This window comes from Streptomyces sp. NPDC032822, assembly GCF_055578825.1.
Window position 1 is genome coordinate 473,245 of the sequence record NZ_JBVIOL010000002.1, and the last position, 26,288, is coordinate 499,532.

Annotated in this window: 24 protein-coding genes and 2 pseudogenes; 7 read left to right on the forward strand and 19 right to left on the reverse strand. The window is 71.2% G+C overall.

All coding sequences use genetic code 11. From position 1 onward, the window contains the following. Position 1: 1 nt before the first annotated feature. From shc to ACZ5VD_RS07820, 13 genes are all read right to left on the reverse strand, one after another. Complete coding sequence (shc, locus tag ACZ5VD_RS07760) at positions 2–1,993, reverse strand: squalene--hopene cyclase (protein WP_468681384.1); 1,992 nt, start codon at positions 1,991–1,993, stop codon at positions 2–4. Positions 1,994–2,112: 119 nt separating this feature from the next. Then, positions 2,113–3,180 carry a polyprenyl synthetase family protein gene (locus ACZ5VD_RS07765; RefSeq protein ID WP_468550917.1) on the reverse strand — a complete coding sequence of 356 codons (1,068 nt, stop codon included), beginning with the start codon at positions 3,178–3,180 and terminating at the stop codon, positions 2,113–2,115. Between the two features lie 62 nt (positions 3,181–3,242). Then, on the reverse strand, positions 3,243–4,670 hold the full coding sequence (gene hpnE / locus ACZ5VD_RS07770; RefSeq protein WP_468550918.1) for a hydroxysqualene dehydroxylase HpnE: 1,428 nt from the start codon (positions 4,668–4,670) through the stop codon (positions 3,243–3,245). Then, positions 4,667–4,807, reverse strand: a complete 141-nt coding sequence (locus tag ACZ5VD_RS07775; protein WP_468681386.1) for a DUF6380 family protein — start codon at positions 4,805–4,807, stop codon at positions 4,667–4,669. The genes hpnE and ACZ5VD_RS07775 overlap by 4 nt, the downstream gene beginning before the upstream one ends. Next, complete coding sequence (hpnD, locus tag ACZ5VD_RS07780) at positions 4,807–5,757, reverse strand: presqualene diphosphate synthase HpnD (protein ID WP_468681388.1); 951 nt, start codon at positions 5,755–5,757, stop codon at positions 4,807–4,809. The genes ACZ5VD_RS07775 and hpnD overlap by 1 nt, the downstream gene beginning before the upstream one ends. After that, a complete protein-coding gene (gene hpnC / locus ACZ5VD_RS07785; protein WP_468550921.1) occupies positions 5,754–6,656 on the reverse strand; it encodes a squalene synthase HpnC in 903 nt (300 codons plus the stop codon). Before hpnC ends, hpnD begins: the two co-directional genes overlap by 4 nt. A 387-nt stretch (positions 6,657–7,043) precedes the next feature. Further along, positions 7,044–7,823: an ABC transporter ATP-binding protein gene (locus tag ACZ5VD_RS07790; protein ID WP_468550922.1), complete on the reverse strand. Its 780-nt coding sequence runs from the start codon at positions 7,821–7,823 to the stop codon at positions 7,044–7,046. Then, positions 7,816–8,745, reverse strand: a complete 930-nt coding sequence (locus tag ACZ5VD_RS07795) for an ABC transporter permease (RefSeq protein ID WP_468681390.1) — start codon at positions 8,743–8,745, stop codon at positions 7,816–7,818. Before ACZ5VD_RS07795 ends, ACZ5VD_RS07790 begins: the two co-directional genes overlap by 8 nt. A 95-nt stretch (positions 8,746–8,840) precedes the next feature. Beyond that, the gene (locus tag ACZ5VD_RS07800) at positions 8,841–9,713 is read right to left on the reverse strand and encodes a glycosyltransferase family 2 protein (protein ID WP_468681673.1); all 873 of its coding nucleotides are present in this window, start codon (positions 9,711–9,713) and stop codon (positions 8,841–8,843) included. Between the two features lie 5 nt (positions 9,714–9,718). Further along, positions 9,719–10,498 (reverse strand): CDP-alcohol phosphatidyltransferase family protein, encoded by a 780-nt coding sequence (locus ACZ5VD_RS07805; RefSeq protein WP_468550924.1) that lies wholly within the window; start codon positions 10,496–10,498, stop codon positions 9,719–9,721. After that, positions 10,476–11,537, reverse strand: a complete 1,062-nt coding sequence (locus ACZ5VD_RS07810) for an iron-containing alcohol dehydrogenase family protein (protein WP_468550925.1) — start codon at positions 11,535–11,537, stop codon at positions 10,476–10,478. Before ACZ5VD_RS07810 ends, ACZ5VD_RS07805 begins: the two co-directional genes overlap by 23 nt. Then, positions 11,525–12,277: a phosphocholine cytidylyltransferase family protein gene (locus ACZ5VD_RS07815; RefSeq protein ID WP_468550926.1), complete on the reverse strand. Its 753-nt coding sequence runs from the start codon at positions 12,275–12,277 to the stop codon at positions 11,525–11,527. The genes ACZ5VD_RS07810 and ACZ5VD_RS07815 overlap by 13 nt, the downstream gene beginning before the upstream one ends. Further along, positions 12,274–14,073 (reverse strand): DUF5941 domain-containing protein, encoded by a 1,800-nt coding sequence (locus ACZ5VD_RS07820; protein WP_468681393.1) that lies wholly within the window; start codon positions 14,071–14,073, stop codon positions 12,274–12,276. The genes ACZ5VD_RS07815 and ACZ5VD_RS07820 overlap by 4 nt, the downstream gene beginning before the upstream one ends. Positions 14,074–14,361: 288 nt before the next feature. On the opposite strand from ACZ5VD_RS07820, the gene galE reads away from it, so the two are divergent. From galE to idi, 3 genes are all read left to right on the forward strand, one after another. Then, positions 14,362–15,333 (forward strand): UDP-glucose 4-epimerase GalE, encoded by a 972-nt coding sequence (galE, locus tag ACZ5VD_RS07825; protein ID WP_468681395.1) that lies wholly within the window; start codon positions 14,362–14,364, stop codon positions 15,331–15,333. Positions 15,334–15,500: 167 nt separating this feature from the next. After that, positions 15,501–16,439 carry a cation diffusion facilitator family transporter gene (locus tag ACZ5VD_RS07830; RefSeq protein ID WP_468550929.1) on the forward strand — a complete coding sequence of 313 codons (939 nt, stop codon included), beginning with the start codon at positions 15,501–15,503 and terminating at the stop codon, positions 16,437–16,439. A gap of 187 nt (positions 16,440–16,626) precedes the next feature. Then, positions 16,627–17,220, forward strand: a complete 594-nt coding sequence (idi, locus tag ACZ5VD_RS07835; RefSeq protein ID WP_468550930.1) for an isopentenyl-diphosphate Delta-isomerase — start codon at positions 16,627–16,629, stop codon at positions 17,218–17,220. A 6-nt stretch (positions 17,221–17,226) separates the two neighbouring features. Here idi and ACZ5VD_RS07840 read toward each other — a convergent pair whose 3' ends face one another. Together ACZ5VD_RS07840 and ACZ5VD_RS07845 are read right to left on the reverse strand one after the other, a co-directional pair. Next, positions 17,227–17,736: an ATP-binding protein gene (locus ACZ5VD_RS07840; RefSeq protein WP_468551143.1), complete on the reverse strand. Its 510-nt coding sequence runs from the start codon at positions 17,734–17,736 to the stop codon at positions 17,227–17,229. 174 nt (positions 17,737–17,910) lie between these two features. After that, positions 17,911–18,534 carry an HdeD family acid-resistance protein gene (locus ACZ5VD_RS07845; protein ID WP_468550931.1) on the reverse strand — a complete coding sequence of 208 codons (624 nt, stop codon included), beginning with the start codon at positions 18,532–18,534 and terminating at the stop codon, positions 17,911–17,913. Positions 18,535–18,657: 123 nt separating this feature from the next. Here ACZ5VD_RS07845 and ACZ5VD_RS07850 point away from each other — a divergent pair, with 123 nt between their 5' ends. Beyond that, positions 18,658–19,413, forward strand: coding sequence for an enoyl-CoA hydratase/isomerase family protein (locus tag ACZ5VD_RS07850; RefSeq protein ID WP_468681397.1), 756 nt, complete (start codon positions 18,658–18,660; stop codon positions 19,411–19,413). Here ACZ5VD_RS07850 and ACZ5VD_RS07855 read toward each other — a convergent pair. Next, a pseudogene (locus tag ACZ5VD_RS07855) lies at positions 19,385–19,680 on the reverse strand (DJ-1/PfpI family protein); the annotation flags it as partial. The gene ACZ5VD_RS07850 and the pseudogene ACZ5VD_RS07855 sit on opposite strands and share 29 nt — an antisense overlap. Then, a pseudogene (locus ACZ5VD_RS07860) lies at positions 19,678–19,773 on the reverse strand (GlxA family transcriptional regulator); the annotation flags it as partial. The pseudogenes ACZ5VD_RS07855 and ACZ5VD_RS07860, both read right to left, overlap by 3 nt. Before the next feature lie 72 nt (positions 19,774–19,845). On the opposite strand from ACZ5VD_RS07860, the gene ACZ5VD_RS07865 reads away from it, so the two are divergent. From ACZ5VD_RS07865 to ACZ5VD_RS07875, 3 genes are all read left to right on the forward strand, one after another. Continuing rightward, positions 19,846–20,715 carry an SCO6745 family protein gene (locus tag ACZ5VD_RS07865; RefSeq protein WP_468681399.1) on the forward strand — a complete coding sequence of 290 codons (870 nt, stop codon included), beginning with the start codon at positions 19,846–19,848 and terminating at the stop codon, positions 20,713–20,715. 94 nt (positions 20,716–20,809) lie between these two features. Continuing rightward, positions 20,810–20,941, forward strand: a complete 132-nt coding sequence (locus ACZ5VD_RS07870; RefSeq protein WP_257027966.1) for an LPFR motif small protein — start codon at positions 20,810–20,812, stop codon at positions 20,939–20,941. Positions 20,942–21,088: 147 nt separating this feature from the next. Next, on the forward strand, positions 21,089–23,506 hold the full coding sequence (locus ACZ5VD_RS07875; RefSeq protein WP_468551386.1) for a Tex family protein: 2,418 nt from the start codon (positions 21,089–21,091) through the stop codon (positions 23,504–23,506). Between the two features lie 67 nt (positions 23,507–23,573). On the opposite strand, the gene ACZ5VD_RS07880 is transcribed toward ACZ5VD_RS07875, so the two are convergent. Beyond that, positions 23,574–25,214 carry an ABC-F family ATP-binding cassette domain-containing protein gene (locus tag ACZ5VD_RS07880; RefSeq protein ID WP_468551385.1) on the reverse strand — a complete coding sequence of 547 codons (1,641 nt, stop codon included), beginning with the start codon at positions 25,212–25,214 and terminating at the stop codon, positions 23,574–23,576. A 51-nt stretch (positions 25,215–25,265) separates the two neighbouring features. Continuing rightward, on the reverse strand, positions 25,266–26,285 hold the full coding sequence (locus ACZ5VD_RS07885) for an oxidoreductase (protein WP_468551384.1): 1,020 nt from the start codon (positions 26,283–26,285) through the stop codon (positions 25,266–25,268). Positions 26,286–26,288: the final 3 nt, after the last annotated feature.

Here is a 26,288-nt window from a genome sequence, read left to right on the forward strand (position 1 = left end):
ATCAGCCCCCCTTGACCCCGGAGAACGGCTCTCCGTGGACGTACCGGCCGAGGGCGGTGAGCGGGAACACCTGCCGGTAGAGGTGGTAGTTGATCGAGAAGTCCCAGGGGAAGCCGGTGCCGGTGAAGTAGGGCTCGTCCCAGGAGCCGTCCTCGTGCTGGGTGCTCGCGAGCCACTCGATGCCGCGCTCGACCGCCTTGGAGTCCTGCTCCCCCGCGGCCAGCAGGGCCATCAGCGCCCACGCCGTCTGCGAGGCGGTGGAGGCGCCGCGTCCGCTCCACTTCTCGCCGTCGTGGTACGACCGCAGGTCCTCGCCCCAGCCGCCGTCGTCGTTCTGCACGGACTCCAGCCAGGTCACCGCGCGGCGGATCGCCGGGTGCGAGGCGGGGATCCCGGCGGCGGTCAGGGCGGGTACGACGGAGCCGGTGCCGTAGACGTAGTTGACACCCCAGCGGCCGAACCACGAGCCGTTCGGCTCCTGTTCGGCGAGCAGCCACTGGATGCCGCGCCGGGTCCGCGGGTCGTGCGAGAGGCCCTCGACGGCCAGCATCTCGACGACGTGCGCGGTGACGTCGGCGGACGGCGGGTCGATGACCTCGCCGAAGTCGCAGAACGGCATCCGGTTGGGGAAGCGGCTGGTGTTGTCGACGTCGAAGGCGCCCCACCCGCCGTTCTTCGACTGCATCCCGAGGTTCCAGCGGACCCCGCGTCCGATCGCCCGGTCCATCCGCTCCGGGTCGTGGTGCTTGACCCGGCGCAGCGCGAGGACCACCTCGGCGGTGTCGTCGATGTCGGGGTAGTTGTCGTTGTGGAACTCGAACGCCCATCCTCCCGGGGGGAGTTGGGGCCGCTTGACCGCCCAGTCGCCGGGCCGGACGATCTCCTCGCCGAGCATCCAGTCGGCCGCCTTGACGAGCTGCGGATGGTCGGCGGGCACACCGGCGTCCACGAGCGCGATCGTCGCGAGGCAGGTGTCCCACACCGGCGACTGGCAGGCCTCGATCATCCGGGACCCGTCCTCGCGCCAGATGGCGTAACGATCCAGCGACTCCAGGCCCGCGCGCATCACGGGGTGCTGGAGGTCGTAGCCGAGCAGGTACAGCGCGATCACCGAGTACACCGCCGGCGGCTGGATACCGCCCCAGCAGCCGTCGTTCTCCTGCCGCTCGACGATCCAGCGGCCCGCGGTGTTCAGCGCGGCCGTGCGCAGCCTGCGCACGGCGACCGAGCGGTAGCCGCGCACGACCATGTCGAGCCGTTGGAAGAGACCGTCCCAACTCGTGGCCGGGGCCAGCGGCTTGGCCGGGTTGGGGTCGTTCGCGTCGATGTGCAGTTCGTCGAGCGCGAACGGCGCCGGACGCACCGGACGCTTCGCCGAGACGACGGTGAGCGGCACGATGGTCTGCCGCGCCCAGCACCCGAAGTCGTAGATGTTGAGCGGGAACCACTTGGGGAAGAAGATCAGTTCGGGCGGGAGTTCGGGCAGGTCCTCCCACTTCCACCAGCCGAACAGGGCCAGCCAGATCCGGGTGAAGACCCGGGCGGCGGCGATCCCGCCCTGCGCCCGCACCCAGGCCGAGGCTCTCGCCATGTGCGGTGCGTCCGGCAGGTCTCCGGCCAGCCGGAGCGCGACGTACGCCTCGATGGTGGTGGAGAGTTCGCCGGGGCCGCCGTAGAACGAGGCCCAGGTGCCGTCCTCGCGCTGCTCGCCGCGGATGAACAGGGCCGCGGCGCGGGTGGTGGACTCGTCGCGGATGCCCAGGAACTGACGGAGCAGCAGATCCTCGGCGTCCATGGTGACGTTGGTCTCCAGGTCGCCCTTCCACCAGCCCTGGGCGTCCTGCCGCGCCAACAGGAAGTCGGTGGCGCGTCGCAGGGCCCGTACGGCGTTGTCGAGCACCCCGGCCGCGACGGGAGTGTGGATGTCGGTTTCGCTGGCCGAGGCAGCGCGGGGCGGCAGGGCCCCGGTGCTTCCGTCGGTCGTCGCTGTCATGGCTTCCCCTTCGTGCAGTGTGCAATCGGTGCGTCTGCTGTGGGTCCGCCGTCGGCCGGTGCTCGTCGTTCCCGCGCCACCGGCCGGCGACTACGCGAGGGCTATTCGACCGATAGTGATCATCTCTTTCGTACGACGACGAAGTCGGCGAGTGCCGTGAACTGCGCCCGAACCCGGTCGGGCATGTCCACGGCGTCGAGGGCCTCGATGGCGATGGTGTGCTGACGACGTGCTTCCTCGGCGGTCCACTCCCGGCCGCCCGCCTTCTCGATGAGGGCGGCGCGGACGGCGAACTCGGCCTCCGAGAAGTTCTCGAAGTCGGTGCTCTTGGCGTCGGCGGCGAGCAGCTCGCCGAGCCGCTCGGAGGCGGAGCCGCCGGCCGCGAGCGCGGCCACGACCGGGAGGGACTTCTTGCGCTGGCGCAGGTCGCTCCAGGTCTGCTTGCCGGTGGAGACCGGGTCGCCCCAGATGCCGAGCAGGTCGTCGACGGCCTGGAAGGCGAGGCCGAGGTGGTAGCCGTACGTCTCCAGGGTGTCGGCGGTGCGGTCGTCCGCTCCGCCGAGCACGGCGCCGATGGAGCTGGCGCAGGCGAGCAGGGCGCCGGTCTTGTTGCCCTCCATCTCCAGGCACTCCTCGACGCTGACGCGGTCGCGGTGCTCGTAGGAGATGTCCTGGGCCTGGCCGTCGATCAGGGCGCGGGTGGCGGTGGTCAGACGGCGGGTGGCCCGGCCCGCCTCGACGGTGCCGAGTTCCAGCAGCACCTCGTTGGCCAGGGCGAACAGGGCGTCGCCGACCAGGATGGCCTGCGCGGGGCCGTGCACCTTCCAGACGGTGTCGCGGTGCCGGCGCTGTTCGTCGCCGTCCATCAGGTCGTCGTGCAGCAGCGAGAAGTTGTGGACCAGTTCCACGGCGACGGCGCCGGGGATGCCGGTCTCGGGCTCGGCGCCGGTCACCTCGGCGGAGAGCACCGCGAGGGCGGGGCGGACGGCCTTGCCGCCGTCTCCGTCCGCGGGGTTGCCCTGAGCGTCGATCCAGCCGAAGTGGTAGGCGGAAACCGTGTCCATAGGAGATGCCAGGCGGTCGACGGCCGCCCGCAGTACCGGTGTGGCAAGGGTCCGGCCGCGCTCCAGGAGCGCGGTCACGTCCACCGCGTCGGCAGCCGTCTCGGCCGGGGGCACAGTGGGCACAGTCTCTCCTCTTGTTGCGGTACCGAAGGTGCGGGGACCTGCCGTGCCCTGCTGATCGAGCATCAGGCCGCCTCCTCGAACTCGAAGAGGTGGCGGGGACGGGGCCGGCCCAGGGCGTCGAGCACGGCGTCCGCCGCGCTCACACCGCTGCGGACCGCACTCTCCATGGTCGCGGGCCACCCGGTGGCGGTCCACGCTCCGGCCAGACAGAGGCCGGGGGCCTTGGTGCGGGCGCCGGGCCGCAGCCGTCCGACGCCGGGGGCGGGAGCGAACGTAGCCGTGCGCTCCCTGGTCACGAAGAAGTCCTTCACCTCGGCGCCGCGCGCGCGGGGCAGCAGCCGTTCCAGCTCGGGCAGATAGCGCTCGCGCAGCGCGGCGACGGGTTCGTCGATCTCGTCCCGGGCCGCCGACTGTGACAGCGCCAGGTACTGGCCGCTCTTCAGCCCGGAGGCCTCGGTCCGGTCGAACACCCACTGCACCGGGGTGCCGAGGGCCGCGAAGAACGGCCGGGAGAGCACCTGCCGGTCGTAGACGACATGCACGTTGAGGATCGGCGCGGTGCCGATCTCCAGCAGTCGCTCCGGGGCGTCGAGGGCGCCCGCGGGCAGCAGATCGTGGGCCTCGCGCTGCGGTACGGCCAGGACCACCGCGTCCGCGCCGAGCGTCTCGCCGGGAACCTGAACGCTCCAACGCCCGTTCTCGTCAGTAGAGAGGGAGGTGACGCGTGTACGGACTTCGGTACGCACGCCCGCGGAGTCGAGCGCCTTGCGAGCCAGCCGGTCATGCAGTTCACCCAGCGGGACGCGCGCCCATCCGATGTCGGCCGCGCCCGGTTCGGACAGCAGACCGGTCTTGAACACCATCGCGGCGAGAGCGAGCGAGGAGTCGCCCGCGACCGCGTTGAGGGTGGCGACCCCGACCAGGTCCCACAGTGCCTCGACGGCACGCGCCGACTGCCCGTGCGCGGTCAGCCAGCTGCCGAAGTCCTGCGCGTCCAGCCGCGGATCGGCGAGGTCGAGCCCCTTGAGCGCCAGCGCGGCCTGTCCCACTCTGGCCCGTTCGGCGAGCGAGAGATGCGGGTACGTGGCGAGGCTGCGCCCCAGATGCAGGGGTACCGGCAGCGCGTCGCGCCGCAGTCTGCCCAGCCGCCGTCCCTCGGGCCGGTCGACGTCGAGAACGGGCACGTCGAGACGATCCTGCAGGGGCGCCAGCGCCGCTCCCTCGATGCGGTCGAGGAACCAGCGGTAGGCGGTGCAGCAGCGCAGATAGACATGCTGTCCGTTGTCGATGGTCAGTCCGTCGCGCTGGAAGGAGAAGGCGAGCCCGCCCAGGCGTGGCCGGCCTTCGAGCAGCGTCACACGGACCCCGGCGTCGGCGAGCGCGAGCGCGGCGGTGATGCCGGCGAGCCCCGCGCCGATCACCACGGCGTCCCGCGCCGGCCGTCCCGACGCGTCCGTCAGTGACCCCTCGGACTGTGTGCCGTCCGTCATCGTGAACCCTCCCCCGAGCGCCCGCCGTGCGCGGTGAACCGGGCGCGGCAGGCCGTTGCAGTCAGGGACGCCGTCCCCGAGCGGAGGGTTGCGTGCCAATTTTCTCCGGTGACATCACCTTGGACCGAATTGTCCATCAGGTGCGCCTCCTGACGGTCCGCCGCGTCACGTGCCGGGCATCGAGGCCGGACAGGCCGCGCACGGCGACGTACGCCTTCTCCCGCCCGGGCAGCGAGACCCGGCCGCGCAGCACGGCCTCGGGGTCGCGCTCGATGCGGTCCAGGAGGCGGCGGTAGATGCCGGCCATGGCGGCGACACAGGCGCCGCTGCGCCGGTCGAGCATGGGGAGCAGCCGGTAGCCCTCGGCGAAAAGGGCGCGGGCCCGACGCACTTCGAAGTGCACGAGGCCCGCGAAATCGGCCCCCTCGGGTGGTTTGGGTCCCTTGAAGCCGGCCGAGCAGCCGAACTTGGCGAGGTCGTCGGCGGGCAGATAGGTGCGCCCGCCCTCGGCGTCCTCACGGACGTCCCGGAGGATGTTGGTGAGCTGGAGCGCCAGCCCGAGCGTGTCGGCGTACTCCGGCGCGCGCTCGGCGCCGCGCGCCCCCGCTTCGGGACCGAACACGCCGAGCGACAACCGCCCGATGGCGCCCGCCACACAGCGGCAGTAGACCTTGAGGTCGTCCCAGGTCTCGTAGGTCTCACCGCGCACGTCCATCAGGACGCCGTCGATCAGCTCGTCGAGGCCGTCGAGCGGGATCGGGAAGGCCTCGGCGGCATGGCTGAGGGCGACGGCGACCGGGTCGATGTCGTCCTCGTCGACCGAGCCGTCGCGCACCCGGGACAGCATCGCCCGGGTGTCGTCGAGCCTCGCGCCCTTGATGTCGTCGGCCAGCGCACCGTCGCCGATGTCGTCGACGCGCCGGGAGAAGGCGTAGAGCGCCGACATCGCGCGGCGCTTGGGCGTCGGCAGCAGCCTGATGCCGTACGCGAAGTTACGGGCCTGCTGCCCGGTGACGGCTTCGCAGTAGCTGTAGGCGGCGAGTACCGGTGCGGACACGTCCGGTTCCGACTCCACGGTCCGGATCACCCCTTTCCTCGCAGAGTCACGCCCACCTCACGCAGCAACCGGACCTTGCCGGGCTTGGGCGGGCCGGGAAGTACGTCGTACTGGGCGGCGGCGATCGCGCCGATCGCCGCCCTTCCCCCCGCCACGAACCCCGCGAGCAGCAGCCTCAACCTGCCGTGGACGCTACCCACCAGAGGGGCGCCTTCATTCAGCAGATCGCGGGCGCGTTGCGCTTCGTACGCAACCAGCGCACGCACCGATGCGCCCCCGGATTCCATGGCGAGATCCGCCTCCTGGACATGAAAGCGCTTCATGTCCGCGGCGGGCAGGTAGATGCGGTCGCGGCCGAGATCCTCGGCGACGTCCTGGAGGTGCTCGACGATCTGCAGGGCCGTACAGATCGCGTCGGAGTGACGGATCCGCTCGGGGGTCGAGGTGCCGGTGACCGCGAGGACGAGGCGGCCGACGGGGTTGGCGGACAGCTCGCAGTAGGCGAGCAGGTCGTCGTACGTCTCGTAGCGCGTGACCAGCTGGTCCTGGCGGTTGGCGGCGACCAGCCCGAGGAAGGGCGCGGGGGTCAGCGCACGGCGCCGGACGGTCGGCTGGAGGCGGCGCAGCAGGGGGTGGCGCGGGGTGGAGTCGAAGACCCGGTGGAGGTCGGCCTCGAAGGCGTCCAGCATCACCAGGCGGTCCTCGGCCCGCGCGGCCGGCACTCCGAGCAGACGGGCGTCGGCGCCGCCGGGGGCCAGGTCGCCGTCACCGATGTCGTCGACGAGACGGGCGAAGCCGTAGACGGCCATGAGGTCCTCGCGCCAGTCGCGGGGCAGGAAGAACGGAGCCACGGGGAAGTTCTCCGCCGCGGCCTTGTCGAGCGTGCCGCGCTCCGTCTCGTCGGGGCGCGTCGTACCGGTTCCCGTCACCGCCGACCACCTGGGGCGGGGACGGCACGTCCTGCGTGGAGCTGGGGAGTTTCCGTAGCCATTGCCGTCACATCTCCCGTTCTACACCGCGGACCCAATACGCACTATTTCGGACACGCCGCCCGGCCGCCCACGCAGCCGCCCCGGTAGAGGATGTCGCGCATTATCGCCCCACTTGCCGCGATTCGGGACCGCTACAGCTTACGTTGTACAACGCGCCACGGATCGTCGGGGTGTCCTGCGCATCACAACAACACACCGATTGGCCCCAAGATTCCTAATGTGGGCCGAAGTTGACGTTTCCTTTGCAGACGCGGAGCCCCGCCGGAGCAGTTCCGGCGGGGCTCTGGGAAGCGGGCCGGTCTCTTTCGCCCGGATCCGGGTGGGCTACTTGCCCGTGAACTTCTCGTACTCCTTGAGCACCTCGTCGGTCGGTCCGTCCATCCGCAGCTCGCCGCGTTCCAGCCACAGGACACGGTTGCAGGTGTCACGGATCGACTTGTTGTTGTGACTGACGAGGAACACCGTGCCGGCCTCCTTGCGCAGCTCCCTGATGCGCTCCTCGGAGCGCTTCTGGAACTTGCGGTCGCCGGTGGCCAGCGCCTCGTCGATCATCAGGACGTCGTGGTCCTTGGCAGCCGCGATGGAGAACCGCAGCCGGGCCGCCATGCCGGAGGAGTAGGTGCGCATCGGGAGGGTGATGAAGTCGCCCTTCTCGTTGATACCGGAGAAGTCGACGATCTCCTGGTAGCGCTCCTTGATCTGCTCCCGGGTCATTCCCATGGCGAGCCCGCCCAGTATGACGTTCCGCTCGCCGGTGAGGTCGTTCATCAGGGCCGCGTTGACGCCGAGCAGCGAGGGCTGGCCGTCGGTGAAGACCTTGCCCTTCTCGGCGGGAAGGAGGCCGGCGATGGCACGCAGCAGGGTCGACTTGCCGGAGCCGTTGGAGCCGATCAGGCCGACGGCCTCGCCGCGGTAGGCGGTGAAGGAGACGCCCCGCACGGCGTGCACCTTGCGTACGCCGCGCTCGTCGCCCCGCCGGAGGATGCGGCTGAGGGCGGAGGTGGCGCTGCCCTTGCCGGTCTTGGCGCCGTTGACGCGGTAGACGATGTGCAGCTCGTCCGCGATGACGGTGGGGATCCGCTGGTCGTTGATGTCCTCAGCCACGGCCGTACCTCTCCTCCGCCTTCCAGAAGTACACGAACCCGCCGAGGGCGACGAGCGCGGCCCAGCCGCCCGCCGCCGCCCAGACGTGCTCGGGCAGGTTCTCGTAGCCGTAGCCGTCGATGAGCGCGAAGCGCATCAGGTCCATGTAGAGGGCGGCCGGGTTCCACTGCAGGACGTTCGCCATCCAGGCCGGCTTGTCCTCCAGCATGATCGGGATGGAGAACATCACGCCGGACGCGTACATCCACGTCCGCATCACGAACGGCATGAGCTGGGCCAGGTCCGGGGTCTTCGAGCCGGCCCGGGCCATGATCAGGGCGAGACCGGTGTTGAAGAGGAACTGCAGGAGCAGGATCGGGACGATCAGCGCCCAGGACAGGTCGGGGTAGCTGCCGAAGGCCGCCGTCACCGCGAACAGCACGATCATCGAGGCCAGCAGTTGCTGGAGCTGCTGGAGCGCGAAGGAGATCGGCAGCGAGGCGCGCGGGAAGTGCAGGGCGCGGACCAGGCCGAGGTTGCCGGAGATCGCGCGGACCCCCGCCATCACCGAGCTCTGCGTGAAGGTGAACACGAAGACGCCCGTGACCAGGAACGGGATGTACACCTCGCGGGACATGCCGCGGTCGGCCTCCAGGATGACGCCGAAGATGAAGAAGTACACGGCCGCGTTCAGCAGTGGCGTGACGACCTGCCACAGCTGGCCGAGTTTGGCCTGGCTGTACTGGGCGGTCAGCTTCGCCCGCGAGAAGGCGAGGATGAAGTGACGCCGGTCCCAGAGCTGGCGGACGTACTCGACGAGGGAGGGCCGGGCACCGCTCACGGTCAGCCCGTACTTATCGGCGAGCCGTGCCGCCGTCAGACCCTTGTCGGGCGGTGCGGGCGCGCTCACCGCGACCGTGCCGTCGTGCGTTGTCTCACTCACCAAGGGAAACCTTCGTCTTCGGGTGCGCAGCCTGTGCGGGCGGGGCATGAGCCCGGAGCCCGGGTGGGGCCCCGGGGCTCTCAGGAACGAGCTTGTCAGATGACGGGGGGCCGGCCCAGTCGAGTCAGCCGCCACACGGTACGCCACTTCATGGGCCGGCGCGGGCCGCAGGACGTGGTCCAGCCTTCCCGGAATCCGCCGAACCACGCCTTCAGCGCGGGACGTGAGGGGCGGCGCAGCAGGGTGAGCAGCAGCCAGACGCCGAGATAGACCGGGATCAGGGGCCGGGGCAGGTTGCGGCGGGCGAGCCAGACCCGGTTGCGGGCGACCATGCGGTGGTAGACCGCGTGCCGCGAGGGCGCGGTCGTGGGGTGGTACAGCACCATGTCGGACCGGTAGTCGATCATCCAGCCCGCGTCGAGGGCCCGCCATGCCAGGTCGGTTTCCTCGTGTGCGTAGAAGAACTCGTCCGGGAGGCCGCCGACTTCAGCGAGGACCTTCGTGCGGACGGCGTTGGCGCCGCCGAGGAAGGTGGTGACCCGGGAGGAGCGCATCGGGTCGGCGGCGCGCAGCCGGGGCACGTGGCGGCGCTGGGTGATCCCGGTCTCGGGGTCGGCGATGCGGAAGCTGATGATGCCGAGTTCGGGGTCGGCCTCGAAGGCCGCCCGGCACAGCTCGGCGGTGTCGTGGCCGGCGAGGAGCCCGTCGTCGTCGAGGAAGAGGAGGAGGTCGACGTCCCGGCCGCCGGGGCCGAAGGCCTCGATGCCGACGTTGCGGCCGCCGGGGATGCCGAGGTTCTCCGGCAGTTCGATGGTGCGGACGCCTTCGGGGACGTCCGGGACGGGCGAGCCGTTGCCGACGACGACCACCTCGACGCGGTCGCCGTCCTGCTTGGCGACCGAGTCGAGCAGGGCGCGCAGTTCGTCGGGGCGGTTGCCCATGGTGATGATGACCGCGCCGGCCTTCATGCCGCTCACTTCAGCCTGCTGGAGGCGAGGATGGACACCAGGTGCAGCAGGGTCTGGAGCAGTGCGATGCCGGCCAGGACGGCGACACCGAGCCGCGAGAAGAACAGGTCGCCGCGGGCCTGGTCCACGATCGCCAGCACCAGGATCAGCAGGGACGCCTCGATGCCGAGGACCAGCCGGTGGAACTTGAAGGCGGCTGCCGCCCGGCGGGCCAGCGCCATGCCGGAGGAGCGCATCTCGGAGGCGGCCTCCTGGACCGGGGCCTTGCCGGTCTGGTGACGGGCGACGCCCACCAGGTCGGTCTCGGCCTTGATCAGGATCGCGCCGAGGGCGGCCAGGGTGCCGAGGAAGGCCCACAGCCAGTCGATGCGTCCGGTGCCCCACAGGTCGGCGGCGCGCAGTCCGAAGCCGACGAGGACGGCGGCGTCGGTCAGATAGGCGCCGACCCGGTCGAGGTAGACCCCGCCGAGGGAGAACTGCTGCCGCCAGCGGGCGATCTCGCCGTCGACGCAGTCCAGCAGCAGGTACAGCTGGACGCACAGCACGCCGAGGACGGCCCCCGGGATCCCCGGCACCAGGAGTGCCGGGGCCGCGAGGACACCGAAGACGGTCATCAGGTACGTGAGCTGGTTGGGTGTGACCCTGGTGTTGACCAGATAGCGGTCGACCCGCAGGGACACCTCACGCATGTAGAGGCGCCCCATCCAGTGCTCACCGCTGCGCCGGTCCTTCACCCCTGCGGGATGGACGACCGGACGGAGTTCAGCTACCGATGGCCTTGACATAGTCGGCGTAGATGTCCTTGATCTGTTCGGTCTTGAGGTCGAGGTGTTCGAGGATGGTGTAGCGGCCGGGCCTGGTCTCCGGGGCGAACTCCACGGCCCGGACGAACTCGGCCACCGTGAAGCCGATCTCCTCCGGGAGCACCGGCAGCCCGTGCCTGCGCAGTACCTCGGCCATGTAGGCCGACTCCTCGTGGGCTCCGCGCAGGTACATCGCGAAGGCCGCGCCGAGTCCGCACTGCTCTCCGTGGGCGGCAGCCCGCTTGGGGAAGAGCAGGTCGAAGGCGTGGTTGATCTCGTGGCAGGCGCCGGAGGACGGACGGGAGTCGCCCGACACCGACATGGCGATACCGCTGAGGACGAGTGCCTCGGCGAGCACCTGGAGGAAGTCGAGGTCGCCGATGCCTCCCGGGTGCCGGAGCACCGCTTCGCCCGCCTGCCGGGCGATGGCGGCGGCGAGGCCGTCGATCTTCTCGCCCTTGACGCGGTTGGCGAGCTCCCAGTCGGCGATGGCCGAGATGTTGGAGATCGCGTCGCCGATGCCCGCGCGGACGAAGCGCACCGGGGCCGCGCGGATGACGTCGAGGTCGATGACGACGGCGATCGGGTTCGGGACGCCGTAGGAGCCACGGCCCGCGTCGTTGTCGAGGGTGGCGACCGGGGAGCACAGGCCGTCGTGCGCGAGGTTCGTCGGTACGGCGACCAGGGGGAGGCCGACGCGTGCCGCGGCGAACTTGGCGCAGTCGATGATCTTCCCGCCGCCGAGACCCACGACGGCGTCGTAGTGGCCGGCCTTTATGTCACTGGCCAGCCGGACCGCGTCGTCGAGGGTGCCGCCGCCCACCTCGTACCAGGTGGCGCCGGGCAGGGAGGGGGAGATGCGCTCGCGCAGCTTGGCGCCGGAACCGGCGCTGACGGCGACGGCGAGCCTGCCGGAGTGCGAGATGCGCTCGTCGGCCAGGACGCAGCCCAGGTCGTCGAGGGCACCCGGGCGGATGTCGACGACGAGCGGGGAGGGAATGAGTCGGGTCAGTACTGGCACGCGATCTCCCGTCCGCGGGCGAGATCGTCGTGGTTGTCGATCTCCACCCACTTGACGTCGCCGATCGGCGCCACGTCGATACGGAACCCGCGGTTCACGAGCTCCTGGTAGCCGTGCTCGTAGAACTGCTGGGGGTCGGTCTCCCAGACCGTCTTCAGCGCGTCGGCCAGCTCCGGGGCGGCGTCGCCCTCGATGAGGGTGACGCCGATGTACTCACCGGTGGCCTCGGCGGGGTCCATCAGCTTGGTGATCTTCGTCATTCCCCTGGCGGGGTCGACGACGACCTTCATCTCCTCGTCCGCGAGGGACTTCACGGTGTCGAGGGCGAGGATGATCTTCTTGCCGTCGCCGCGGGCGGCGAGCAGCGTCCTCTCGACGGAGACCGGGTGGACGGTGTCGCCGTTGGCGAGGATCACGCCGTCCTTGAGGGCGTCACGTCCGCACCACAGGGAGTAGGCGTTGTTCCACTCCTCGGCCTTGTCGTTGTCGATGAGGGTGAGCTTGAGGCCGTACTTCGCCTCAAGGGCCGCCTTGCGGTCGTAGACCGCTTCCTTGCGGTAGCCGACGATGATCCCGACCTCGGTCAGTCCGATCTCGGCGAAGTTGCCGAGGGTGAGATCGAGAACCGTCGGTTCGCCCTCTATACCCGCGGGCCCCACCGGCACCAGAGCCTTGGGAAGGCTGTCGGTGTAGGGGCGCAGACGCCGTCCGGCGCCGGCCGCCAGCACGAGGCCGATCATGCGGGTTCTCCTTCATCGTGTACGGCGGGCGCGCCCGCGGACGCCCAGAAGCGGATGCTCTCGACGAGCACCACCAGGGCGACCGCCACGGCGAGAGCCGTGAGCGCGACCTTGAACTGCGAGGCGGTGAGCAGCGCGGCCAGAACGCAGACCAGCAGCGTCCGGCCCTCGTGCCCCCCGATGGCGCGCACCAGCCAGGCCGGGGGCGCTCCGGCGTTGCCGCGGATGCGGTACACCGTGTCGTAGTGATGGTAGGCGACGGCCGCCACCAGCCCGAAAGCCGCAGGAAGGGCGCCGTTCACGTCCGCTCGCGCCGCCAGGATCAGGACGGTGCCGTATTCGGCGGCGCGGAAGAACGGGGGGATCAGCCAGTCGAGGGCGCCCTTGAGGGGGTGCGAGACCGCGTCGGCGGACAGCAGGACGTACACGCCCGCGCACAGGACGACCGACCAGCCCGGCCCGTCGATCCAGGCCGCCAGCACGAGGAGGACGGCAGCGACGGCGGCGACGAAAGGCGCCGGCGCAGGGAACCTGCTCGGCAGGAAGCGCCCGAACAGCTCGGCCAGCGGTCCGCTGTCCGCGAGGTCAGCCAGCGCCTGCGCCGCCCGGTCGGTCCGCTGCGCCTTCCGCGTCAGCGACCGCAGCACGCGGCCGGCCGTGGTGTAGGTCGCCGCGAACGCGCAGCCGACGAGCAGGACGTAGAAGGTGATCCGCGGGGTCGTGACCGCCGTGAGGACGGCGATCATCGCCCAGCGCTCGCCGATCGGCAGCACGATCATCCGCCGTATCCACACCGTCCAGCCGACGCTGTCCAACTTGTCGGAGAGGGCGGCGGTGGGGCTGGTGTTGGCGGTGGCGTCGTGGTTGGCCTCGTTGAAGGAGAAGTCCACGACGTGCCGGCAGGTCTGCAGGACCATAGCGCCGAGCGCGAGGGCCCATACGTCATCACTGCCGCCGCCGCGAGCGGCTCCGAGGGCGAGGCCCGCGTAGTAGGCGTACTCCTTGGCCCGGTCGAAGGTGGCGTCCAGCCAGGCGCCGAGCGTCGAGTACTGCAGGGAGTAGCGGGCGAGCTGTCCGTCGGTGCAGTCCAGGACGAAGGAGAAGATCAGCAGGAGGCCGGCGGCGACGAAGCCGCCCCGGGTCCCGGTGGCCGCGCAGCCCGCCGCGATCAGCGCGGTGATCAGGGAGGCGGTGGTGACCTGGTTCGGCGTCAGGCCCCGGCGGGCGCACCAGCGGGCGAGGTAGCGGGAGTACGGGCTGATGCAGTAGGTGGTGAAGAAGCCGTCCCGGGCCTTCACGGCCGACTTCAGGCGTACGGCCTCGTCGTCGACGGCGGCGACGGCCTGCCGTGCCTCGTTGCGGGCCTGCGGGTCGGCCGGTACCTCGGCGACCAGGCTGCCGAGTTCGGGGCGGTGCACCTCGGTGCCCTCGGTGGCGAGGCCGGTGACGACACGGTCGGCGAGGTTGTCGACCGCGAGGGCCGTGCCGCCGCCCGCGGAGTTCTCGCGGGCCACGGCGCGGGTGAGGGCCTGGCGCCCGGCCGGCTGGGCGGTCACCGCGCCCGGCACCGCGGCGAGCGGGAAGCGGGGGTCGGTGAGGCCGAGGCGCAGCGCGTGGACGTGGCCCATGAAGCGGGCGTCGACCACCGCGACCCGCTGGTCGCCCGGCACCTGGGCGAGGAGGTCCTCGGCCTCGGCGGTGTCGGCGGCGATCCGGACGTCGAAGCCGAGCGACCGCAGATCACCCTCGATCGACGATCCGGGGACCGGCTGACCGGTGAGGATGGCGGTCGGCAACCGAACTCACTCCCTGAGTACCGACGCGGGGGCGCCGGACGTGTACGTGGTGGGGGCGCCCCTCGGCGTGGTGTGACGCTGCCTGCCGGGCGGTGTGTCGGCAGAGGCTATCGGATACCCGGAAGCCCGCGTTCACCGCCCGTTCACGGGCAGATCAACCACGTCTCCACCGGCCTGTGCCGCGATCATCATCGGTGATCACGGGCCCCGCCCACAAACTTGCGCCCCCAGACCAGACATTCAGGACATTGCGCAAGGCCCGAAGAGCTCGACGTAGGGTGGGCGACCATGACTTGGCTGATCACCGGCGGTGCCGGGTACATCGGGGCACATGTGGCGCGGGCCATGACCGACGCCGGCGAACGCGTCGTGGTCCTTGACGACCTCTCGTCCGGGGTGCCCGCACGGCTTCCCGCGGGCCTGCCGCTCCTGCAGGGCTCGTCGCTGGACGGCGAGTTGCTGAAGCGGGTGTGCGCCGAGCACGGGGTGACGGGGGTGGTGCACCTCGCGGCGCGCAAGCAGGTCGCCGAGTCCGTGGCCCGGCCGACGCACTACTACCGGGAGAACGTGGGCGGGCTCACCACCCTTCTGGAGGCGGTCGCCGAGGCCGGCGTGCGGCGCTTCGTGTTCTCCTCGTCGGCCGCCGTGTACGGCAACCCCGACGTGGACCTGATCACGGAGGACACCCCGTGCGCGCCGGTGAACCCGTACGGCGAGACCAAGCTCGCCGGGGAGTGGCTGGTGCGGGCGGCGGGGCAGGCGTACGGGATCTCGACCGTGTGCCTGCGCTACTTCAACGTGGCGGGGGCGGCCGCGCCGGAGCTGGCGGACACCGGTGTCTTCAACATCGTCCCCATGGTCTTCGACCGGCTCACCCGTGACGAGGCCCCGCGGATCTTCGGTGACGACTATCCGACTCCGGACGGCACCTGCGTCCGGGACTACATCCATGTCGCCGATCTCGCCGAGGCCCATCTGGCGGCGGCCCGGCGGCTGACCGAGGACGCCCCGCACGGCGACCTGACGGTCAACATCGGTCGCGGCGAGGGCGTCTCCGTACGTGAACTGATCACGGTCATCGGCGAGGTGAGCGGCGACCGCCGTCCACCGCTGGTCGAGGCCCGCCGCCCGGGGGACGCGCCCCGCGCGGTCGCCTCGGCCGCGCGGGCCACCGCGGAGCTGGGCTGGACGGCCCGGCGCGGGGTGCGCGAGATGGTCGAGTCGGCGTGGCAGGGGTGGCTGCGGCACCACGGCGGGTGATCCGCGGGCGGGACCGGGAGGGATCGCCGACGCCCTGACCTGGGAATCGTTTCTGCAGGTCAGGGCACATGACAACGGTGTTCAGTGCCGCGTTGCCCCATACCCCCCACCCGTAGTTCACTGTGTTCCCGGACGGAACAGCGGGCGGAACACGGAAGGGCACCTTCATGGGGGCTGGGCACGATCACGGGCACTCGCACGGTGCGCCGACCGGCGGCACCGCGACCGCGGCCTACCGCGGGCGGCTGCGGGTCGCGCTGTCCATCACGCTCGGCGTCATGGTGGTGGAGATCATCGGCGGCGTGGTCGCCGACTCGCTGGCGCTGGTCGCCGACGCGGCGCACATGGCCACCGACGCGCTCGGCCTCGGCATGGCGCTGCTCGCGATCCACTTCTCCGGCCTCCCTCCGAGCGACCGGCGCACCTTCGGTCTGGCCCGGGCGGAGATCCTCGCCGCGCTCGCCAACTGTCTGCTGCTGCTCGGGGTCGGCGGATACGTCCTGTACGAGGCGATCCAGCGGTTCATCACGCCGGCCGCCACCGAGGGCGGGCTGACCATCGTGTTCGGCGCGATCGGCCTGGTCGCGAACATGGTGTCGCTGTCGCTGCTGATGCGCGGGCAGAAGGACAGCCTGAACGTGCGCGGCGCGTTCCTGGAGGTGGCCGCGGACGCGCTGGGCTCGGTCGCGGTGCTGATCTCGGCGGTGGTGATCCTCACCACGGGCTGGCAGTCCGCCGACCCGATCGCCTCACTCGTCATCGGACTGATGATCGTGCCCCGCACCTGGAAGCTGCTGCGCGAGACGCTGGACGTGCTCCTCGAAGCGGCCCCCAAGGACGTGGACATCGCCGAGGTGCGGACCCACATACTGGCGCTGGACGGCGTCGAGGACATCCACGACCTGCACGCCTGGACGATCACATCAGGGATGCCGGTCCTGTCGGCACACGTGGTGGTGCGCTCCGACGTGCTCAGCGCGATCGGCCACGAGAAGATGCTGCACGAACTCCAGGGCTGTCTCGGCGACCACTTCGACGTGGAGCACTGCACCTTCCAGCTGGAGCCGAGCGGGCACGCGGAGCACGAGGCGCGACTGTGTCACTGACACACCAGTACGACGTCTGAAACACAGGTTCCGGCGGAACGCATCGGTCCGGTGGACAGCCGCGTCCTCATGCTCACAGCACCGCCCCGAACGGTTCCCCTGCCGCCGCGCCGGGCACGATCACCTGCCGGGAGTGCCGGATTCGTACGGCACACTTGGGGCGCGAAAACCAATGCGAAGGATGGGTATGCCGATCACACCTGCCACCGTGACGCACCGTTCGTCGAACGGCACCGCGGACGCGATTCTGCTGGAACTGGTCGATGAGAACGGTGTGACGATCGGCACCGAGGAGAAGCTCGCCGCCCATCAGCCGCCGGGACGACTGCACCGCGCCTTCTCGGTGTTCCTCTTCGACGAGCAGGGCAGACTGCTGCTCCAGCAGCGGGCGCAGGGCAAGTACCACTCCCCCGGTGTCTGGTCCAACACCTGCTGCGGCCACCCCTACCCCGGTGAGGCGCCCTTCGCGGCTGCCGCCCGGCGCACGTACGAGGAGCTGGGTGTCTCCCCCTCGCTGCTCGCGGAGGCGGGCACGGTCCGCTACAACCACCCGGACCCGGCCTCGGGCCTGGTCGAGCAGGAGTACAACCACCTCTACGTGGGGCTGGTGCAGTCCGTGCCCGGGCCGGACCCGGAGGAGGTCGGCGAGACGGTCTTCGTGACGCCCGCCGAGCTGGCGGAGCGGCACGCGAAGGACACCTTCTCCTCCTGGTTCATGACCGTCCTGGACGCGGCCCGCCCCGCTGTCAGGGAGCTGACGGGCCCGTCCGCCGGCTGGTGAACGCTCCTACGGGATCCGTACGGGCTTGAGCGGCAGGGCGGCCCAGATCACCTTGCCGCCGCTCGCGGTGTGCTCGACGTCGCACGCCCCGCCCGCCTCCCGGGTGACCTCGCGCACCAGGAGGAGGCCCCGGCCGCCGGTCTGGCCGTGGTCGGCCTCCAGGGCGGTCGGGCGGTAGGGATGGTTGTCCTCCACCGACACCCGCACCCACTCCGCGCCGACGGCGATCTCCACGGCGAGCATCGGCGACAGCAGCGCCGCGTGCTTCACCGCGTTGGTGACCAGCTCCGAGACGATCAGCAGCAGGCCCTGGACCAGCTCGTCCGAGACCGGTACTCCCTGGCGGTACAGCAGATCCCGTACGGCGTGTCGTGCCTGCGGGACCGACACCTCGACGGCGGGGGCGGTGAACCGCCACACACCCTCGTACGGCAACGGATCCGGCGGCACCGGGGCGGGGAGCTCGCCCGTATCGCCTGCTGGGCGTGGAGCGGACCCGCGCCCATGGTCTTCCATCGTCCGGTCGCCACCCTTGCGCTCGATTGTCACCACCTCTTGAGTGTTGGCAACGAGCTGCTCCACCCCGGAGAACTGAACAGAAGTCAGCAGATATCGAGCGGTTCTGATCGTTGACGTACGACCCGGTCGGTTACGGGATCGCTCTTGTACCGCTCGCGCCGACTTCTCGGACTATTCCGGCTGTACGGGTTTGGCGGCGGGCTCGGCCGGGTCCTCGGCGGTCAGCTGGTCGGAGACGATGCCGACGATGCGGCGACCGCCGAACCCGGTGGCGATCAGACCGAGCCCGTCGAACAGCAGGGCGAGGGCGAAGAAGGTGCCGATCACGTACTTGCTGCTGCTCGGCCAGGACGCCAGCACCAGAATGCCCAGCAGCAGGTCGAAGGCGCCCTGGACGAGGGTCCAGCCGAACTGTGTGCCGCGCACCACCACGCTGCCGACCAGGCGGAACACCCCGCCGGTCAGGAAGAGCAGCGCCGCGAACATGGTCAGCGCCTCGGCCGCCGCCTCCGGCCTGCGGATGATGACCACGCCGGCCGCGATGTTCAGGGCGGCGACCACCACACCAAGCCAGAAGAAGTTGGACCCGCGGGCCTGGATCGCGTGCAGCAGACCCACGGCGCCGCCGATCAGCAGCAGCCACCCGAACAGCAGCATCGAGGTCAGCGTGGCGACCCCGGCGTAGATCAGTCCGACGAGTCCCGCGAGGACGAGCAGCACGCCGAGCACGGCGAGCCAGCTGAACCCGCGGCTCAGCTTCTCCGTCTCGCTCCTCGGCTGGGTGGACCTGGACATGAGCGCCTCCTTGATCCCCCTTGATCACTCTTTGTCCTTTAGTCCCCCATACCCCCGGTGCCGTAACCCTCACCCGGACCCTTCTTGATCGCCTCTCCGGGCGGGGCGGATAGCATCCGGCGCATGGAGCCGCAGCTGCTGCACACCGTCGCCGACTCGGTCGCCACCGTCGTCGTCCACCATCCGGCCAAGCGGAACGCCATGACGGCCGCGATGTGGCGGGCCCTGCCGCCGCTGCTCGACACTCTGGCCTCCGATCCCGGCGTCCGGGCACTGGTGCTGACCGGTGAGGGCGGGACGTTCTGCGCGGGGGCGGACATCTCCACGCTCCGCGGGTCCGCGGAGGAGGCGCAGGGGCTGGCCGTGCGGGCCGAGGAGGCCCTGGCCGCGTTTCCGAAGCCGACGCTCGCGGCGGTCCGTGGACATTGTGTGGGCGGCGGGTCGCAGCTCGCGGCGGCCTGCGATCTGCGGTTCGCCGAGGAGGGCGCGCTGTTCGGGGTGACGCCGGCGAAACTCGGGATCGTGTACCCGGCCTCCTCCACCCGGCGGTTGGTGTCGCTGGTCGGTCCGGCCGCCGCCAAGTACCTGCTGTTCTCGGGCGAGTTGATCGACACCGGGCGGGCGCTGCGCACGGGCCTGGTGGACGAGGTACTCCCCGAGGGCGAACTCACCAAGCGGGTAGCGGAGTTCACCCGGATCCTGGCATCCCGCTCGCAACTGACGCAGGCCGCGGCGAAGGAGTTCGCGAACGGGCACACGGACCGCGACGCGTACTGGGGCGGACAGGCACGCGCCAGCGGCGACACCGCGGAGGGCGTCGCCGCGTTCCTGGAGCGCAGGCCGCCGCGCTTCACCTGGAGCGTGCCCGCGTCGGGGTGAGGCGGCTGCCGGCCCGCAGCCGCTCGACGAGGTGCGCGGGCGCCTTCCGCGGGGATCCGGCGTCGTAGGGCGACCTCGGGTCGTACTCCGTCATCAGCCGCAGCGCCTGGGCCTGTTCGTCGCCGGCGATCCTGCCCGGCAGGGGTGACGTACCCGCCGTCGAGGACGACCCGCTCTCCCGTCGGCTCGGCCCCGAACCGCTTCAGGAAGTCGAGCGCCGGCCGGTGCGAGGTCGCCCGGCGGCACCTTGAGGAGTCCCGCCGCGGCGGGTGCCGGGTGGAACCGGCGGCGGTACTCGGCCGGGGCCTCGCCGAGGGCCTTGAGGAAGGCGCGGCGCATGGCCTCCGGGGTGCCGTTGCCGCGCCGATCGGGGCCCACCTCTCCGGGACCCGCACCTGGATCAGATACTGACCGGTCGGTAACGTGTTCGTCATGACTACCGCTGCTCTGGACCCGCGCGCGGGCCGCCGCTGCCACAACGTGCTCAACTCACTGCACGCGACGCACTACTTCTCCCCCGACCTGGGGCGGGAGCTGGGCGCCATCGGTGTCACCCACCCCCGGGCCGTCAACTTCGCGGTGCGGGCCGCCGCGCTGGGACCGGTCGGGGCCGGCACGGTGACGGCGGCGTTCTACAACTACAAGCACGAGCTGGTGGCCCGGTACGTGCCCGCGGTGTGGGAGACCGCCACGCCCGGACAGGTACTGGCCGCACGCGCGCGAGCCGTCGACGCGACGCTGCGCCGCCTGCTGGGCGAGGAGGCGCTCGCGTCCGCGGAGATGGCGGAGGCCGCCCGGCTCGCCCTGCGCGCCGCCGAGGCCTGTTCGCGCAGTGCCCGGCCGCTGTACTCCGCCCATGCCGACCTGCCGGTGCCCGAACCCGCGCACCTGGCGTACTGGCACGCGGCCACGCTGCTGCGGGAGCACCGCGGCGACGGACACCTCGCCGCCCTGCTGTCCGCCGGGCTGGACGGCCTGGAGGCCGTGGTGACCCACACGGCGACCGGCAAGGGCATGACACCGGGATGGGTGTGCGCCACCCGGGGCTGGACCCGGGAGGACTGGGAGGCGGCCGTCGGGCGGCTGCGGGAGCGCGGGCTGCTGGACGCGGCCGGCGAACTGACCGAGCAGGGCGTGGCGCTGCGCGAGGGGATCGAGCGGGACACCGACCGGCTGGACCGGGCTCCGTACGAGCACCTGGGCGCGGACGGCGTCGCACGCCTGACCGCGCTCGGCACGGGATTCGCGCGCGCCGCGGCCACCGCCGGCGCCTTCCCCGCCGATCTGGTCGGCAAGGCCTGAACCGGCCGATCACGGTGGCCAGGCATGCCGGGCCTCTCCCGAGGTACCCGTACCTCTCCCGGTCGTCGTGGCCGGGAGAGGAAAGGGGAAACTCGTGTTCCGTGCGATCGCAGACGTACTGCGCCAGATCGGTGGGGCCATCGCCACCGTCGTGACACTGCCCTTCCGGGCGCTGGCCCGGCTGTTCGGCGGCGCATCGAGTTCGACACGCGGCCGCCGGGCCTGAGCCCGGGGACGTTCGCGGGCCCGCGGCGGCGACGCCGCGGGCCGCGGCCTGTCCCCCGGCCCGCCGCGTCGCCGCCCTGATCCCCGACTGTCGGCGCCACCTGCCACAATTGCCGCGCAACCCCAGTGGAGAAGGCGGTACGGGATCGTGACGACACCCGGGTCCATCGAAGTAGGGTCCATCGAAGGCAGGATCGCCGAGGAACTCGGCGTACGGGAGCGGCAGGTCAAGGCTGCCGTGGAGCTGCTCGACGGCGGTTCCACGGTTCCCTTCATCGCCCGCTACCGCAAGGAAGCGACCGAGATGCTCGACGACGCGCAGCTGCGCACGCTCGAGGAGCGGCTGCGCTATCTGCGGGAGTTGGAGGAGCGGCGGGCGGCGATCCTGGAGTCGGTGCGCGAGCAGGGCAAGCTCACCGGGGAGCTGGAGGCGCGGATCCGGGGTGCGGAGACCAAGGCGCGCCTGGAGGACATCTACCTGCCGTTCAAGCCGAAGCGGCGCACCAAGGCGCAGATCGCCCGGGAAGCGGGGCTGGAGCCGCTGGCCGAGGGGCTGCTCGGCGACCCGACCGTGGACCCGCTGACCGCGGCGAGCGCGTTCGTCGACGCCGACAAGGGCGTGGCCGATCCGCAGGCCGCCCTCGACGGGGCCCGGTCGATCCTCACCGAGCGGTTCTCGGAGGACGCCGACCTGATCGGCGAGCTGCGCGAACGCATGTGGGTGCGCGGGCGGCTGGCCGCCAAGGTCCGGGACGGCAAGGAGGAGGAGGGCGCCAAGTTCGCCGACTACTTCGACTTCGCCGAGCCGTTCACCGCGCTGCCCTCGCACCGCATCCTGGCGATGCTGCGCGGCGAGAAGGAGGACGTCCTCGATCTCGTCCTGGAGCCGGAGGAGCCGTCCGAGCAGCCCGGCCCGTCCTCGTACGAGGGAATCGTGGCGCACCGGTTCGCCATCGCCGACCGGGGCCGCCCTGCCGACAAGTGGCTCCAGGACACGGTCCGCTGGGCCTGGCGCACCCGGCTCCTCGTGCACCTCGGGCTGGATCTGAGGCTGCGGCTGCGGACGGCCGCCGAGGACGAGGCGGTGAACGTGTTCGCGGCGAACCTCCGTGACCTGCTGCTGGCCGCCCCGGCCGGCACCCGCTCGACCCTGGGCCTGGACCCAGGGTTCCGTACGGGCGTGAAGGTCGCCGTCGTCGACGCGACCGGCAAGGTGGTGGCGACCGACGTCATCCACCCGCACGTCCCGGCCAACAGGTGGGACGAGGCCATCGCCAAGCTGGCCCGCCTCGCCAAGGAGCACACGGTCGACCTGGTCGCCATCGGCAACGGCACGGCGTCCCGGGAGACCGACAAGCTCGCCGGTGAACTGATCGCCAAGCACCCGGAGTTGAACCTCACCAAGGTGATGGTGTCCGAGGCCGGCGCCTCCGTGTACTCGGCGTCCGCCTTCGCCTCGCAGGAACTGCCCGACATGGACGTGTCGCTGCGCGGCGCGGTCTCGATCGCGCGACGACTGCAGGACCCCCTCGCGGAGCTGGTGAAGATCGACCCGAAGTCGATCGGTGTCGGCCAGTACCAGCACGACCTGTCCGAGGTGAAGCTGTCGCGTTCGCTGGACGCGGTGGTGGAGGACTGTGTGAACGGCGTGGGTGTCGACGTCAACACGGCCTCGGCCCCGCTGCTCTCCCGGGTCTCCGGCATCACGTCCGGCCTCGCCGAGAACATCGTGGCGCACCGCGACGCCAACGGCCCCTTCAGGTCCCGCACCCAGCTCAAGAGCGTGGCCCGGCTCGGCCCCAAGGCGTTCGAGCAGTGCGCGGGCTTCCTGCGCATCCGCGGCGGCGACGACCCGCTGGACGCGTCCAGCGTGCACCCCGAGGCGTATCCGGTGGTGCGGCGGATGGTGAAGACGTCCGGCCAGGAGGTCGCCTCGCTCGTCGGCAACACCGGTGTGCTGCGCTCGCTGAAGCCGCAGGAGTTCGTGAACGAGACGTTCGGTCTGCCGACCGTGACGGACATCCTGAGGGAGCTGGAGAAGCCGGGGCGCGACCCGCGGCCCGCGTTCAAGACGGCCACCTTCAAGGACGGCGTCGAGAAGATCTCCGACCTGACGCCCGGGATGGTCCTGGAGGGTGTCGTCACGAATGTCGCCGCGTTCGGGGCGTTCATCGACGTCGGCGTCCACCAGGACGGCCTGGCGCATGTCTCGGCGCTGTCGAAGACGTTCGTCAAGGACCCGCGGGACGTGGTGAAGTCGGGTGACATCGTCAAGGTGAAGGTGCTGGAGGTCGACATCCCGCGCAAGCGGATCTCGCTGACGCTCCGCCTGGACGACGAGGCTGCGCCGAAGGAGCCGGGGCAGCAGGGCGGTGGAGGTGATCGTCGGCAGCGTGGCGGGCGTCCGCCTCAGCAGCGGCAGCAGCAGGGGGGCGGCTCGCGGCAGGGCGGTGGCTCCCGCCAGGGCGGTGGCTCGCGGCAGGCCGCGCCGCCGCCGGCCAACAGTGCGATGGCCGATGCTCTGCGCAAGGCGGGGTTGGTCGATCCGAAGAACGGCAAGCGCTGACGGTTGTGGGGAACTGCGGGGCCGTTGTGGCCGGTCGCGCAGTTCCCCGCGCCCCTTCGGGGCGCGTCTAGCGTTCCGTTACTTTGCCGTCCGCCACCTCCAGGCGGCGGGTCACCTGGACCGCGTCCAGCATGCGGCGGTCGTGGGTGACCAGGAGGAGGGTGCCCTCGTAGGCGTCCAGGGCCGCTTCCAGCTGTTCGATCGCCGGCAGGTCGAGGTGGTTGGTGGGCTCGTCGAGGACCAGGAGGTTGACGCCCCGGCCCTGGAGGAGCGCCAGCGCGGCCCGGGTGCGTTCGCCCGGGGAGAGCGACGAGGCCGGGCGCAGGACGTGGTTCGCCTTCAGGCCGAACTTGGCGAGCAGAGTGCGGACTTCGGCCGGTTCGGTGTCCGGGACGGCCGCACCGAAGGCCTCCATCAGGGGTTCCTCGCCGTGGAACAGCTTGCGGGCCTGGTCGACCTCGCCGATCAGCACACCCGAGCCGAGCGTGGCACTGCCCGCGTCCAGCGGAATCCGGCCCAGCAGGGCGCCCAGCAGTGTCGACTTGCCCGCGCCGTTCGCCCCGGTCACCGCCACCCGGTCCGCCCAGTCGATCTGGAGGGACACCGGGCCGAGGGCGAAGTCGCCGCGCCGGACCTCGGCGTCCCGCAGGGTCGCCACGACCGCGCCCGAACGCGGGGCCGACGCGATCTCCATGCGCAGCTCCCACTCCTTGCGGGGCTCGTCGACGACATCGAGGCGTTCGATCATGCGCTGGGTCTGGCGGGCCTTGGCGGCCTGCTTCTCGCTGGACTCGCTGCGGAACTTGCGGCCGATCTTGTCGTTGTCGTTGCCCGCCTTGCGGCGGGCGTTCTTCACGCCCTTGTCCATCCAGGAGCGCTGGACCTGGGCCCGGTCCTGGAGGGCCGCCTTCTTGTCGGCGTACTCCTCGAAGTCGTCGCGGGCGTGCCGGCGGGCGACGTCCCGCTCCTCCAGGTAGGCCTCGTAGCCGCCGCCGTAGAGGGTGATCTGCTGCTGGGCCAGGTCGAGTTCGAGGACCTTGGTGACGGTGCGGGTGAGGAACTCGCGGTCGTGGCTGACGACGACGGTGCCGGCGCGCAGGCCGCTCACGAAGCGTTCGAGGCGCTCCAGGCCGTCCAGGTCGAGGTCGTTGGTGGGCTCGTCGAGGAGGAAGACGTCGTAGCGGGACAGGAGGAGGGAGGCGAGGCCGGCGCGGGCCGCCTGGCCGCCCGACAGGGACGTCATCGGCTGGTCCAGGTCGACGGTGAGGCCGAGCGAGTCGGCGACCTCCTCCGCCCGCTCGTCCAGGTCGGCGCCGCCCAGGTCGAGCCAGCGCTCCAGGCTCGTCGCGTAGGCGTCGTCGGCGCCGGGAGCGCCGTCGACCAGTGCCTGGGTCGCCTCGTCCATCGTCCGCTGGGCCTCGGCGACGCCGGTGCGGCGGGCGAGGAAGTCCCGCACGGTCTCGCCGGGCGCTCGCTCCGGCTCCTGCGGGAGGTGGCCGACGGACGCGCCCGGCGGGGAGAGCCGCAGCTCGCCCTCCTCGGGGGCGGTCAGCCCGGCGAGCATCCTGAGGAGCGTGGACTTGCCCGCGCCGTTGGCTCCGACCAGCCCGATGACGTCTCCGGGCGCGACGACGAGGTCGAGCCCGGAGAACAGGGAGCGGTCGCCGTGGCCGGCGGCGAGGTTCTTGGCGACGAGGGTGGCAGTCATGAGACCGCCGATTCTAGTGGTCCGGGTCCTGGGGTCCGTGTCACGGCCTTCTCAGTGGACCATCGCCTCCACCAGCACACTCCCCGAGGTCCGCGCCACCACGAAGGACTCCCCCCGGACCGCCTTGGTGTCCAGGGCGATGCGGTGGCGGCCCGGTTCGAGGATGCCGTCGAAGACCTCGTGGGCGTGGGTGCGGTAGAGGCGGTCGAGGCGGTACGCGGTGAGGCTGACCCGGCACGGGGAGGTGACCTCGACGCCCGCCTCGCCGTCGGCGGCGACCAGGCGGGTGAGCCGGCGGCGTTCGACCGGGCTGCGGTCCAGGGCGTGTTCTATCTGGGCGACCAGGAGCGGGACGATGGGGGCGAGTCCGTCGACGTAGGTGACGTCGACACCGGCCTGTTCGAAGGAGTGGCGGACGGAGGCACGTTCCTCCTCGGTGATCGCACGGCCGAAGGCGACGACGCCGTAGGCCCGCAGTTCGTCGGCGGGGACGTCGTGGGTGTCACGGGTGATGTCGGCGCCGATCCCGATGGTGCGCAGGGCGGCGGCGAGTTTGGCCAGGAGGGCGGCCCGGGCGCCGATCAGCAGGACGCGGCGGCGGGTGCTCTCGGCGGTGTCGAGGAGGGAGTTGAGTGCCTCGCGGTAGCCGGTGCCGTGGAAGCGGAACGGGCCGATGCCGTGGTAGCCGTTGAGTTCCAGGTCGGCGTGTTCCTCCGTCTGCCAGGCGAAGTCCCGCCAGACGAAGTCGTCGCCGTCGCGGTCGATGACGGCGGTGACGGCCCCGCAGGCCAGGTCCTCGCATTCGGGACAGCCGTAGACGACGTAACGCCCGTCCGGCAGCGGGGCGTCGGACTCCAGGAGCAGGCTGCGGACCTGGGCGGTGAAGATCGCGGGTGGGATGTCGGAGGCGAGCGGGGAGACGGCGTCGAGGTCGGAGAGCTGGAAGAGCAACGGGCGGCCGTCGACGATGAAGTCCACGAAGTCCCGGTGGATTTGGTAGTCGCCGTTGGCGAGGACTCCACCGGCACGCATCGCCGGTGCCAGGCCGAAGGTCGCGTACGGGGCAGACATGCT